Origin of the sequence: Butyrivibrio fibrisolvens, assembly GCF_037113525.1 — a bacterium.
Lineage (GTDB): Bacteria > Bacillota > Clostridia > Lachnospirales > Lachnospiraceae > Butyrivibrio > Butyrivibrio fibrisolvens.
Window position 1 is genome coordinate 238026 of record NZ_CP146963.1, and the last position, 12545, is coordinate 250570.

Below are 12545 nucleotides of genomic sequence, written 5' to 3' on the forward strand. Positions count from 1 at the left end.
ATAAGGGTCTTAGGCAGTTTGTATAGCTTTGACTCTTGGGAGTTATCATGGAGCTAACTATCAGAAAGGGATATGCCAGTGACTGGGACGATGCTATGGAGCTGGCATGGAGGACGTTTGAAATGTTTAATGCTGCTGATTACAGCAGTGAGGGAGAGGAGAACTTCAGAAAATTTCTCTTTGGACCTGAACTGTATCAGCAATATGCCATCGGAAACTATGAGCTTATAACCGCATTTGATCAAAGCTCAATGGTTGGGATGCTCCTTTTGCGCGAAAACAGGCATATTTCTCTTCTTTTCGTTGATGGTGATCTCCATGGTAAAGGGATAGGGCACAAGCTTATCGAATGCGCTTCCAAGTATGTGAGGAAAAAAGGAAGACGTTTTAAGATGAGTGTTAACGCATCGCGCTTTGCAGTGCCTTTTTATAAACACGAGGGATTTAAAGAAGCCAAGATCGAGCAGTTCGAAGACGGCATCAGGTATCTCCCTATGGAACTAAAGTTGTGATTGGTTTTTTTGATGTATATACTCAAAATATATTTATATATTTGGTATATGTGAATCAGGATAAGATTTTAAGTACAGGAAATGGTGGGTTATGAGTAAGTTATTTGATTTAGACAGTCCTTTAATGAGAATTCTTAATAAGGTTGCAGACCTTATGATCTTAAATGTTTCAACACTTCTGTTTTGTGTTCCGGGCCTTTTTTCAGGCTATGTAGCACTTCAGATCTATACTACAGAGGGAATCGTTAATCTTCCGGCAATACTGATGTTCATAGTTTTATCTATTCCGATGGGTAGTGCTATTACCGGAATGCATTTCGTTCTTCTTAAAATGGTAAGAGGCGACGAAGCTTATATTGTTAAGGATTTCTGGAAATCCTTCAAGCTTAACTTTAAGCAGGCGTCAGTTATATGGCTGATCTTTGAAGTTGCAGCATTCCTTCTTGTTTTGGACTACAAGATTTATATGGGTTCTGATACCTTTCCTAAGGTTATGCTCATTATGACAGGCGTTGTAGCAGTGATCGTGTTTATCATTTATTTATATGTATTTCCTGTTCTTTCAAGATTCTCCAATACAATTGGTAATACGCTTAAGAACTCTTTTCTTATGTCGATCCTGGGACTTCCAAGAACACTTGGAATGATGGTCATAACAGGCGTAGCATTTATGCTCCCTGTGCTTGTTCCGGATCTTATATATCGCATATTCCCGATATACATCCTTTTTGGACTTACACTTCCGGGATTTTTATGTGCGCTTTTGTACAGCCCTCTTTTCAAGAGATTTGAGCCTGAAGTCAAAGAAGAAGAGCTCTCTACAGAAGAGGAACTTCTTGCAGCTGCAAGAGCTATCCAGGGTGCTGATGATGCTGAGTATGATGAAGTTGCCAGAATCATTCAGGATGATGGAATGGACGAAGACGATAAGTAATAAGCTTTGGACCTGTCGACAATGTCGACGGGTCTTTTTTACAGGCTTTTTAGAATTATGACTATATGAAAAGCAGATGAATACTGTTATTGAACAAACGTTCTAATGTAATCTTGTCAATCTGACGTAAAAGTTTTCGGTTTATTCGTCAGATTGACATAAAAACCAGATAATAAAATTACCAATGGACATATTGTCTAAGACCTGTGATTAATTTTGGTAAATCGCTCCATACACAAAAAACAGAGTAAACGATATACTGAGTAAGGATTGAAAAAATCCAGACTACTATTTCTTTTATTTGAATGGGAGGATTATAAAAATGGCAAGCTTACAGTTAGAGCATATTACAAAACAGTATCCTAACGGTTTCGTAGCTGTTAAGGACTTTAACCTTGATGTTGAAGATAAGGAATTCATCATTTTCGTTGGTCCTTCAGGATGCGGAAAATCAACAACACTGCGTATGATCGCAGGTCTTGAAGATATCTCTTCAGGTACACTTAAAATCGGCGGCAAAGTAATGAACGATGTAGAGCCTAAGGATCGTGATATCGCGATGGTATTCCAGAACTACGCTCTGTATCCTCATATGACAGTATATGATAACATGGCATTCGGTCTTAAACTTCGTAAAGTTCCGAAGGAAGAGATCGACCAGAAAGTTAAGGCTGCAGCTAAGATCCTTGATCTTTCTAACCTTCTTGATCGTAAGCCAAAGGCTCTTTCAGGTGGTCAGAGACAGCGTGTAGCTATGGGACGTGCTATCGTTCGTAATCCTAAGGTATTCCTTATGGATGAGCCTCTTTCAAACCTTGATGCTAAGCTCCGTGTTCAGATGAGAACAGAGATCGCTAAGCTTCACCAGAGACTCGGCACAACAATCATCTACGTTACACACGACCAGACAGAGGCTATGACTCTTGGTACAAGAATCGTAGTTATGAAGGATGGTGTTGTTCAGCAGGTAGATACACCTCAGAACCTCTATGACAAGCCAGAAAACCTCTTCGTTGCTGGATTCATGGGATCACCTCAGATGAACTTCCTTGATGCTGATGTTGAAGTTGCTGGAGATACAGCATACCTCAAGATCGCTGATCAGAAGATTGAGCTTCCTCCGGCTAAGTCCAAGAAGCTTATCGAGGGTAACTACAACGGTAAGAAGGTTACATTCGGTATCCGTCCTGAAGATGTTGATGATTCAGAGATGTTCGTTAACACTTCTAAGGCTGTATTCGAGTCAACAATCAACGTATACGAGCTTCTTGGTGCAGAAGTTTATCTGTACTTCGATCTCGAAGGATTCCCTATCACAGCAAGAGTTGATTCTCGTACAACAGCTAGACCTGGTGATAAGGTTAAGTTCGGTTTCGATGTTGAGAAGATCCACGTATTCGACAAAGAGACAGAGAAGACAATCACAAACTAATAATAGTTTATTTAAAGGCAGAGCTTTTGGCTCTGCCTTTTTTGTGCTAATTACATCTCAGATATTTTGATCTGTTGAAAATCAGGCAAAAAAAGGCCCTGCCCGGAGATATACTCAGCAGACAGGACATTTTATAGGATTTTATTTATCATAGTATTACTTCCTTTCAACTACTATATCGGATATTTATGATAAAACTTTAGTAGTTTCCGCCATATTTAAGGTTTATTAATGTATAATGTAAGTTGTTTGACTAGGAATTGTACGGAAATGAAGGGAACTAATGGGAGATGAGACATAATTTACATAGATCCGGAATTCTTGCAGGCGCTGTAGAAACGGCATTATGCCTTGTTATGATACTTGCACTTGTTCTTACAGGATGCGAGAGCACGTATACGGCACCGGATACAGGGGCTACTGCTGTTATGCTTACCAGCATGGAGGAGGCTGCTCTTTCTGACGATGCAGTTTCATATGATACAATTCAGGATGCTTCCACGGAGTATACAACTGATGTAGTTATCGAGGTAGAGGACGACAGTGCAAATGCGGCTACATCTGCAAGCACATTTGTAGTAGAAGGATCTCCTGCTCAAACTTTTTATGTGGAGGGTACTCCTGCTGTAGTCAGCGATTCAGATTCCAAGGAAGATGATTCCATGGTGCTTAATGACCAGTCTCAGGGTACAGATGTTGATGTAACAAAACTTGTTGCAGAGTCTCAGGAAGAAAACACTGCTACAACTGAGAGTTCATCTTCTGCAGAGGCTACAACTGTAGAAGAAGTACAGGAGAAGACAGTTGCATCTGAAACAGGAGATGTTACTTATGGTATAGATGTTGCTTCCTATCAGGGTGTTATAAACTGGGAGAAAGTTGCTGCATCAGGCGTTGGCTTTGCAATGGTCAGAGTTGGTTACAGATCTAACGACGGTGTTCTTCATGAAGATGCCAATGCAAGATACAATCTCCAGGAAGCTAATAAATATGGTATAAAGACAGGCGCATATTTCTTTTCCAGAGCTACGAGCTCAGAAGAAGCTACTCAGGAAGCTAACCTTTGCATCAGTATAATAAGTGGATACTCAATTACCTATCCTGTTGCTTATAACTGTGAGGGATACAATAAGTCTACAAGCCGTCAGTATGGTATTTCCATGCAGGACAGATCATCTTATGCACAGACTTTCCTTTCAACTGTTCAGAGTGCCGGATATACACCTATGTTCTACGCTTCCCGTAATGAGCTTTCTAATGGAAAAGACTGGGATACAGGATCTCTTGCAGGAAGTAACAAGATCTGGCTTGCATATTATCCTTCAGATCCATCTGTTACAAGCCCGGGATATTCAGGTTCCTACTGTATGTGGCAGTATACAAGTAAAGGTTCTGTTCCTGGAATTAATGGTAATGTTGATATAGATATAGCATACTTTGGCTATTCAGGTACAAGCTCGAAGAAGTCTGATACTGCAACAGAAAGCGTTACAGCTAATGTTGAGTCTGGTATGCAGTTTACAGAAGTTAATGAGACAGTTACCTGTAAGGACGTACTTAATCTTCGTGATCGTCCAAGCCAGGGAGAGGGCTCTGTTGTTATAGCACAGATCAAGAACGGCGAGACAGTAACAAGAACAGGCTATAATTCTACAACGGGCTGGAGCAGAGTAGTATATAACGGCCAGACCTTGTATTGTGTCAGCAGCTACCTTGTAGTTGTTGAGTAGAAGAAAAAATAACGATATTTGCATACATACGTAAAATAAGCTAAAATTACCATTGTTATGTATTTATGACATATGAAATGAGGTTAACTAATGATTTCCGCACAGATAATCAAGCAGAGTATAAGCCAGTTGCAGGCTATTACAAGGGTAGATCTTACAGTTATGGATCTTTCCGGTAATATTGTTGCAAGTACTAAGGACAATGAGGAGATGGACTCAAGTCTTATTGTCAGCTTTGCAAATTCACCTGTAGATTCACAGGCAATAGGCAACAGACATCTTCTTAAAATTATGGATGAGAGCGAGCCTGCCTATATCCTTATTGCCAGCGGCAATGATGAAGGAGTATACACAGTTGGTAAGATATGTGTATGCCAGCTTCAGGATCTTATAGTTGCTTATAAGGAGAGGTTTGACAGAAACAACTTCTTCCAGAATCTGATGCTTGATAACCTTCTTCTTATAGATATCTATAACAGAGCTAAAAAGCTCCACATAGATGCAGTAAGACCACGAGTTGTAATAATCGTAGAGACAGGCAAGGACAATGATAATACCGTATCAGAGCTTCTTGGAAGTATCTACACAACTCAGGCTGGTGATTATATCACTGCTGTTGATGAGAACAGTATCATTCTTATCAAGTCAGTAGATAATCCTGATAACTATGATGAGATCGCTCATGTTGCAACAACAATCGTAGACATGATGAACACAGAGGCTATGCTTAATGCCCGTGTTGCTTACGGTACAATTGTTGGAGAACTTAAGGATCTTTCAAAGTCATATAAAGAAGCCAAGATGGCACTTGAAGTAGGTAAGATCTTCTATGCAGAAAAGAATGTTAATGCTTACAACACACTTGGTATAGGAAGACTTATTTATCAGCTTCCTGTTAACCTGTGTCATATTTTCCTTGAAGAGATATTTGGAGAAAATGATGTTCTCGATCAGCTTGATGAAGAGACGCTTAGTACAATAGCCAAGTTCTTTGAGAATAATCTTAATGTATCAGAGACATCACGTCAGCTGTTCGTACATCGTAACACGCTCGTATATCGTATTGAGAAGCTTGAGAGAAGTACAGGCCTTGATATACGTAAATTTGATGATGCACTTACATTCAAGATTGCCCTTATGGTATCAAACTATATCAAATACCTTGATGCCAATCAGTATTGACAAATAAACGAAAAAAGGATATATTACTAGCATTGCGGCTCTGTGAAGGGTGCATATATTTTGTAAATAGCCGGGTCTTATGCAATGGGACTTTGCGAAACGTGTCAGGTCGGGAACGAAGCAGCACTAAGCATTTCATCTCATGTGTTGTAAGGTGCCTTGTTATTATGCAGGGTATGTGCATCCGTCACAGGGTCGCATTTTCGTTTTAGTAAAAGCGCAGGTTGAAGACATTAAAATCTTTGATCACAGGAATTATAGAATAGCTTCTATTGATAAAAAATATGAAAGATGATTTAAACAGTTTATATAAAAATTGCACATTATGTCCCCGTATGTGTAGGGTAGACAGGACTGCCGGACAAAAGGGATTTTGCAGGGAAAGCGGAAATCCTGCAGCGGCAAGGGCTGCGCTTCATTTCTGGGAAGAACCCTGCATATCAGGTCAGACCGGATCAGGAGCGGTCTTCTTTTCAGGCTGTAATATGGGATGTGTTTTCTGCCAAAACTATGAGATAGCACATGACGAGGTGAGAAAAGAGATTACGCAAGACAGGTTAGCTGATATATTCCTTGAACTTCAGGATAAAAAAGCTGCCAATATTAACCTGGTAACTCCTACGCATTTTATTCCGGGTATAGTAATGGCTTTGGAAAGCGCCAAGAATAAGGGACTTAAGATTCCTGTTGTATATAACACAAGTTCTTATGAAAACGTGGAGTCACTAAAGCTTTTAGACGGCCTTGTTGATATCTATCTTCCTGATTGTAAATATTATAGTGGTGATCTATCTGCAAAATACAGTAAGGCAGCAGACTATTTTGAAAAAGCGCTTCCTGCGATTGAAGAGATGGTAAGGCAGACAGGAAGTCCGTCTTTTTATATGCCGCATGTCCATCCGGGAAGTTCAAGCGATGAGGATTGCAATAAAAGTATATCTGCTGATAAATATAATGATATTGTTGCAGGAGATGAGTCTTTAGAAGATACAGAAAGCTCTGATTATACAGGACCTCTTATGAAGAAGGGAACCATTGTCAGACACCTTCTTTTGCCGGGGCATCTTGATGATTCTATTAAGATCGTTACAAAACTTCATGAAAAGTTTGGAGATAAGATCTATATAAGCCTTATGAATCAGTATACTCCCATGCCGCATAGTGCTGTATTTCCAGAGCTTACTAATACAGTGAGCAGTGATGATTATGATAAGCTTATTGACCACGCTATAGATATTGGAGTTGAGAACGCGTTTATACAGGGCGATGAAACTGATAAGAGCAGCTTCATACCTGCCTTTGACTACAGCGGATTATAAAAAAGAGCCTTGGATAAAGGCTCTTTTTGCAAAGTCATTATGTAAGTTTAGATAGAGTAGTCATATCCGCCTGCGATCATCTGTTCCTGATCGATCAGGTCCTGAAGAGTATAGCGGTCTACATAATCATTGATGACCTTATCAAGACCGCGCCAAAATCCGAGGGTTGGACAATCTTCTGAGCGGGGACAGTTAACGCCGTCGCTTCCGGCATCAGCAAGACACTCAATAGGAGAAAGACTTCCTTCCATTGTGCGGAGGATATCGCCTACCTTATATTCATAAGGTCTTCTTGCAAGTCTGTGGCCGCCATTGTTGCCGCGCATGCTGCGAAGAAAACCTGCCTTGTTAAGATTCGTTACGATCTGCTCAAGGTACTTCACTGTGATTCCCTGTCTTTCAGAGATATCTTTAAGTGCAATATATTCGCCACTATCGTGAAGAGCCAGATCGATCATGACTCTGAGTGCGTATCTTCCTTTAGTTGAAATTTTCATAATGCTTTCCTCTTTTGTAATCTGTAAATCTGTATTGTTGCATGGAATATATAACTTATATATAATCTTCACATAAACCGGCCGATAATCTTTTTGGCCACATAAATAATGCTTATGATAGCAATATATTTATGGAGTGAATTTATTATAACACAAAACCTACCAGAATAGTATGATTTGATTTGAAAAAATGAAAAAAATTTTTGATAATATAGAAAAAGAGCATAATTACTACATGAAAGAGGCCCTGAAGCAGGCTAAAAAGGCATATGCCATTGGCGAAGTACCTATTGGATGCGTAATAGTGTATGACGGCGAGATAATAGGCAGAGGCTACAACAGGAGAAATACTGATAAATCAGTGCTTTGCCATGCCGAGATATCAGCCATGAAAAAGGCCGGTAAGATCATTAAAGACTGGCGCCTTGAAGACTGCACCTTATATGTAACACTTGAACCCTGCCAGATGTGTGCAGGCGCCATAGTTCAGGCCAGGATCCCCAAGGTCGTAATAGGAAGCAGGAGCCAGAAATCAGGATGCGGAGGAACTCTTCTTAACATCCTTGAAAACCCTGACTTTAACCATCAGTGCGAAGTTGTGAGGGATGTTATGGAAGAAGAGTGTAGCAGCATTCTTAAGAAGTTCTTCCTTGAATTAAGGATCCGCAATAAGATGGAAAAAGAAGCAAGAAAGGCACAGCAGCAGGAAGAAGCGAGAAAGCAGGAAGAGGATACGTAAAAAATAATCCAGATTTGGCTTAAGCCTTTATATAGACTTATCGCCGATAAAGATTACTTCGTTTTTCCTTCCAGATATTTCTCGAGCTGTTTGAGATGTTCTTTTCCACCGCTAAGAGATTCGTGTTTGTGAGCCTTGCGATAGCTTGAGGGTGACATGCCCTTATCCAGTTTAAATGCTTTTGTAAAAACGAGCGGGTCGTTGTAACCCGAAGATATAGCGATACTTTCGATTGGAAGGTCTGTGACTTTTAAAAGGTCACAGGCCTTTGATATTCTGTAGGAACTAAGGTACTGCTGTGGTGACACGCCAAGAGTCTTTTCAAAAAGAGTGTATAGATAACTCCTGTTAATGCACACGTAATCTGCAACATCAGTGATCTTTATAGGGTTATAGTAGTTACCCCTGATAAAAGAAATTGCCTTTTGTACATAGTTATTGGCACTTTCTGATTCGCCCCTTTCCGAAGTCTGACTTCCTGCGACAACAGAAAGGAAAAGGTGGAGCTGACCATTTCTTTCAAGGGAATCAGCTATACTAAAAGTATTGTGTTCCATCATGTCATGAACGATGGAATAAATTTTGTCGGAATCACTATTTCTGAATATTGGCTGGTCTGCAGAAAGAGAGAGCTGTTCAACGATAGATGCAGCAAGCTTTCCTCCAAAACCTACCCATACATATGTCCAGGGATCGTTTTCATCAGCTTCATAATAGGAGAGCTCATCAGGTGTGATAAGAAAACCTGTTCCTTCGGTAAGCTTATACTCTTTTCCCTTCAACCTGAAAATGCCCTTGCCGCTTAAGATGTAGTGGATCATGTGATGAGGCTTTATTGCAGGGCCAAAGTGGTGATGTGGCTGAGTCTTGGACAGACCGCAGCTTGTCACATAAAGGCTTTCATTTTCTTCAGCTGTAAACTCTAATTTATAAGCTTTTTCCATAAAGATTCCTTATCGAATAAACATGGGTTTCTATAGGTAATTGTAGCCTAGTTTTAATTGGGCGTTCAAGTATATAAATCTTACCTGTTCACAGTTTAAATCCTCTTATTTTATTTAAAAATCAGTTTTTTTCACTTGAATGCTTGTGTATAATAGAGTAGACATCTTTTAGAAAATAATTATGCACTTAGAATGTGTTTCGGGTAGATTGGAGAGGAAAATGTCATTCGGTGATGAGATAATGCAGGGAGTCATGGATGTGGCCGATACAGTTACCAAGGCTGTTGAGACCGGTGACTTCAGCAGGCTGAGCAGTGATATATCAGCTTCAGTTAACGGTACTGCACAAAGGTTCAAACAGCAGACGTTAAATAATAAAGTATACAATTCGTTTATGTCATCAACTGCTTCGTCTAACAGAAATAATGTCAATATGACAGAGCAGTATATTCTCAACAAGAAAAAGATAAGCGTATTCCAGAAAGCTCATGTAGGAAAGCTTACAGGAGCCTTTTCCAGTTTTGTTTTAGGTATTTTTACAGTAGTATTTGGTGTTATCACGCTTGTATGCCTTCCAATGGCGATCGCGGATGCTGAGGCTGTCGGATTTGGAGTATTATTCTTCTTTGCAGCTTTTACAGCGGCCTTTGGAATTGGATGGAAGAGAGCACATGACAAAAAGAATCTTGCCAAGAAATTTCATTTATTTAAAAAGGCTTTAGGAGACAGAGAATATATATCGATCAGAGAATTTTCAGATCTTGTTCAGATGCCTGAAGATGAAATTAAAAAATGGATCAAGAAGATGATAAACAAGGGCGTTCTCATCGGTGCAAGATTTGATGATTCCGAGTCTACACTTATTCTTTCAGAGCATGCTTTTGATGAATACAAGAAGTTCCTTCAAAGTCAGCGTGAACAGGAGATGTATAACAGGGCAAGTCAGGTTGATACTCAGGGAATGAATGTAACATCAGATTCTCAGCATGTTATAGATGAGGGTAATGAATACCTTGTTAAGGTAAGACAGATCAATGACATGATCCCTGATAATGATGAAGAGCACATGTCAGATAAGCTCTATGCTCTTGAGAATATCATGAAGAGGATATTCGAGCATGTGGGTCAGCATCCGGAGAAAGCTCAGGATCTTCGTAAGTTCATGAATTATTATCTCCCTACAACGGAGAAATTATTAAATGCTTATGTACAGCTTGATGCCCAGCCTGAGGTTGGAGACAATATCAAGGATACCAAGAGACAGATATCTGATGCACTTAACACTATAAATACAGCTTTTGAGAAGCTTTTTGATGATCTGTTCCAGGAGCAGGCATGGGATATTGCTTCTGATATTTCTGTAATGCAGACTATGATGTCTCAGGACGGCCTTATGCAGGGACAGGCCATGGCGGCTCAGGACGGTATGATGCAAAGCCAGACTGGCAACTAAAATACTAAAGCATATATTTATAAATGCCAAAAATACATTTGATAAAGGAATTATTTGAAAATAAGTTTTTAACATTTGGAGGAAAATATGGAAGGACAGTTTTCAGAATTTAATTCACAGCCATCAGCACCAACACTCTCATTCGGAGATCCGCAGCCACAGGCAGCAGCTGCTCAGGCAGCTCCCGCACCTGAGACCAAAGAGCAGAGCACAAGACAGTTTGAAGCAGATGTTCAGCTGACTCCTGAAGAGCAGAAACAGGTTGATGAATTTGTAAAGCAGATCGATATCACAAATTCCCAGGCAGTAATGAACTACGGTGTTGGAACACAGAAGAAGCTTGCTGATTTCTCTCAGAAGGCTATTGATAATGTAAGAACAAAGGACATGGGAGAAGTTGGCGACATGCTCTCAGGCCTTGTTACAGAACTTAAGGATTTTGACGTTGATGAAGAAGAAAAAGGAATCATGTCCTTTTTCAAAAAGAGCGCTAACAGAGTAAATGCTATTAAAGCTAAATATTCTACAGTTGAGACTAATGTTAATGCCATCACATCAAAGCTTGAGCAGCATCAGGTAACACTGATGAAGGACGTAGCTCTTCTTGATCAGATGTATGCACTTAACCTTAACTACTTCAAGGAACTTACAATGTACATTCAGGCTGGTAAGAAGAAGCTTGAAGAAGTAAGATCCACAACACTTGTTGAACTTCAGAACAAGGCTCAGGCATCAGGACTTCAGGAAGATGCAGAAAAGGCCAAGGATCTTTCAAACCTTTGCGATAGATTTGAAAAGAAGATCTATGACCTTGAGCTTACTCGTACCATCGCTATGCAGACCGGACCTCAGATCAGAATGGTACAGTCTTCAGATACAATAATGGCTGAGAAGATCCAGTCTACAATCGTTAACACTATTCCTCTCTGGAAGAACCAGATGGTAATCGCTATCGGTGTTGAGCATGCTAATCAGGCAGCTAAAGCTGAGCGTGAAGTTAACGATATGACCAATGCACTTCTTAAGAAGAACGCTGATAAGCTCAAACAGGCTACTATCGCAACAGCCAAGGAATCTGAGAGAGGCATCATAGATATGGAGACGCTTCGCCATACCAACGAGACTCTTATCAGCACCATCGACGAAGTTCTTGCTATCCAGAAGGATGGAAAAGAAAAGAGAAGAGCCGCCGAAGCCGAACTCGGCCAGATCGAATCCCAGCTTAAGGATAAGCTCATTGAGGCATCAAAAGCGTAATTTAGAACGTGGGCGGCAACTGCTTGGCCGCTTACAAGTATGTAAAATTACAGTATATAACGTCGGGACGCTCCCGCTCTGTGAAAAACGTAGCGGTACTAACGATGCAAAACACGCATCGTAAGTACCGACGTTTTTCAAAGCCACTCCTTATATATACTGTAATTTCACACACTTGTAAGCGGCCAAGCAGTTGCTTTTCAGGGATGTATTTCTAGGTAGCCGGATACAGGATGTATCTAGCACATGTCCAGAAATACATGGATGTATTTCTATGTGCCCGGATACAGGATGTATCTAGTACCTGTATAGAAATACATGGATGTATTTCTAGGTACCCTTGACAATAAATTATGAATTGATTACAATCAAACGTAACGTTGAAGAGGAATAGTAATGGAACTGTCCTGTCCCAGAGAGAAGACTTATCTGGTGCGAAGTCTTTACAGAGATGTCCGTGAACCTGCCTTGGAGTTCTATGTGAAAGTTATAATATAAACGTGTTATGACGTAAGCATAGCGTTTCCCGCGTTAAGGGATAGTTGA

The 12545-nt window shown here is 40.2% G+C and carries 11 protein-coding genes, 1 other RNA gene and 1 other annotated feature (1 of these 13 only partly in view); of the genes, 10 read left to right on the top strand and 2 right to left on the bottom strand.

The window, feature by feature from the left end:
* The first annotated feature begins 47 nt into the window (after positions 1–47).
* The 7 genes from WAA20_RS00915 (at position 48) to WAA20_RS00945 (ending at position 7109) form a co-directional block, all read left to right on the top strand.
* Entirely contained in the window at positions 48–512 is a 465-nt protein-coding gene (locus tag WAA20_RS00915) for a GNAT family N-acetyltransferase (protein ID WP_073388695.1), read from the top strand.
* A 91-nt stretch (positions 513–603) separates the two neighbouring features.
* A complete protein-coding gene (locus WAA20_RS00920; RefSeq protein WP_073388696.1) occupies positions 604–1446 on the top strand; it encodes a DUF624 domain-containing protein in 843 nt (280 codons plus the stop codon).
* Between the two features lie 322 nt (positions 1447–1768).
* On the top strand, positions 1769–2878 hold the full coding sequence (gene ugpC, locus WAA20_RS00925; RefSeq protein ID WP_073388698.1) for a sn-glycerol-3-phosphate ABC transporter ATP-binding protein UgpC: 1110 nt from the start codon (positions 1769–1771) through the stop codon (positions 2876–2878).
* A 290-nt stretch (positions 2879–3168) separates the two neighbouring features.
* Complete coding sequence (locus WAA20_RS00930) at positions 3169–4608, top strand: glycoside hydrolase family 25 protein (protein ID WP_073388699.1); 1440 nt, start codon at positions 3169–3171, stop codon at positions 4606–4608.
* 90 nt (positions 4609–4698) lie between these two features.
* Positions 4699–5790, top strand: a complete 1092-nt coding sequence (locus WAA20_RS00935; RefSeq protein ID WP_073388701.1) for a helix-turn-helix domain-containing protein — start codon at positions 4699–4701, stop codon at positions 5788–5790.
* A gap of 68 nt (positions 5791–5858) precedes the next feature.
* An RNA gene (gene ffs, locus WAA20_RS00940) (signal recognition particle sRNA small type) lies at positions 5859–5957 on the top strand.
* 168 nt (positions 5958–6125) lie between these two features.
* The gene (locus tag WAA20_RS00945) at positions 6126–7109 is read left to right on the top strand and encodes a radical SAM protein (protein ID WP_242951196.1); all 984 of its coding nucleotides are present in this window, start codon (positions 6126–6128) and stop codon (positions 7107–7109) included.
* A gap of 47 nt (positions 7110–7156) precedes the next feature.
* Here the strand turns inward: WAA20_RS00945 and WAA20_RS00950 are convergent, their stop codons facing one another.
* Positions 7157–7606, bottom strand: coding sequence for an Rrf2 family transcriptional regulator (locus WAA20_RS00950; RefSeq protein WP_073388704.1), 450 nt, complete (start codon positions 7604–7606; stop codon positions 7157–7159).
* Positions 7607–7796: 190 nt separating this feature from the next.
* Between WAA20_RS00950 and tadA the strand changes: the two genes are divergently transcribed.
* Positions 7797–8345 (top strand): tRNA adenosine(34) deaminase TadA, encoded by a 549-nt coding sequence (tadA, locus tag WAA20_RS00955; RefSeq protein WP_073388705.1) that lies wholly within the window; start codon positions 7797–7799, stop codon positions 8343–8345.
* Between the two features lie 53 nt (positions 8346–8398).
* On the opposite strand, the gene WAA20_RS00960 is transcribed toward tadA, so the two are convergent.
* Positions 8399–9289 carry an AraC family transcriptional regulator gene (locus WAA20_RS00960; protein ID WP_073388707.1) on the bottom strand — a complete coding sequence of 297 codons (891 nt, stop codon included), beginning with the start codon at positions 9287–9289 and terminating at the stop codon, positions 8399–8401.
* 220 nt (positions 9290–9509) lie between these two features.
* Here WAA20_RS00960 and WAA20_RS00965 point away from each other — a divergent pair, with 220 nt between their 5' ends.
* Both WAA20_RS00965 and WAA20_RS00970 read left to right on the top strand, forming a co-directional pair.
* Positions 9510–10742, top strand: a complete 1233-nt coding sequence (locus tag WAA20_RS00965; protein ID WP_073388708.1) for a 5-bromo-4-chloroindolyl phosphate hydrolysis family protein — start codon at positions 9510–9512, stop codon at positions 10740–10742.
* 87 nt (positions 10743–10829) lie between these two features.
* The gene (locus WAA20_RS00970; protein ID WP_073388710.1) at positions 10830–11999 is read left to right on the top strand and encodes a toxic anion resistance protein; all 1170 of its coding nucleotides are present in this window, start codon (positions 10830–10832) and stop codon (positions 11997–11999) included.
* Positions 12000–12370: 371 nt separating this feature from the next.
* Positions 12371–12545, top strand: a binding site (T-box leader) (it continues 84 nt past the right edge of the window).

Bases quoted from the DNA above. Each gene is read 5' to 3' on its own strand.
- WAA20_RS00930 (WP_073388699.1), top strand. From the start codon at position 3,169: ATGAGACATAATTTACATAGATCCGGAATTCTTGCAGGCGCTGTAGAA.
- WAA20_RS00920 (WP_073388696.1), top strand. From the start codon at position 604: ATGAGTAAGTTATTTGATTTAGACAGTCCTTTAATGAGAATTCTTAAT.
- WAA20_RS00915 (WP_073388695.1), top strand. From the start codon at position 48: ATGGAGCTAACTATCAGAAAGGGATATGCCAGTGACTGGGACGATGCT.
- WAA20_RS00935 (WP_073388701.1), top strand. From the start codon at position 4,699: ATGATTTCCGCACAGATAATCAAGCAGAGTATAAGCCAGTTGCAGGCT.
- WAA20_RS00965 (WP_073388708.1), top strand. From the start codon at position 9,510: ATGTCATTCGGTGATGAGATAATGCAGGGAGTCATGGATGTGGCCGAT.
- WAA20_RS00950 (WP_073388704.1), bottom strand. From the start codon at position 7,606: ATGAAAATTTCAACTAAAGGAAGATACGCACTCAGAGTCATGATCGAT.
- WAA20_RS00970 (WP_073388710.1), top strand. From the start codon at position 10,830: ATGGAAGGACAGTTTTCAGAATTTAATTCACAGCCATCAGCACCAACA.
- WAA20_RS00960 (WP_073388707.1), bottom strand. From the start codon at position 9,289: ATGGAAAAAGCTTATAAATTAGAGTTTACAGCTGAAGAAAATGAAAGC.
- WAA20_RS00945 (WP_242951196.1), top strand. From the start codon at position 6,126: ATGTGTAGGGTAGACAGGACTGCCGGACAAAAGGGATTTTGCAGGGAA.
- ugpC (WP_073388698.1), top strand. From the start codon at position 1,769: ATGGCAAGCTTACAGTTAGAGCATATTACAAAACAGTATCCTAACGGT.
- tadA (WP_073388705.1), top strand. From the start codon at position 7,797: ATGAAAAAAATTTTTGATAATATAGAAAAAGAGCATAATTACTACATG.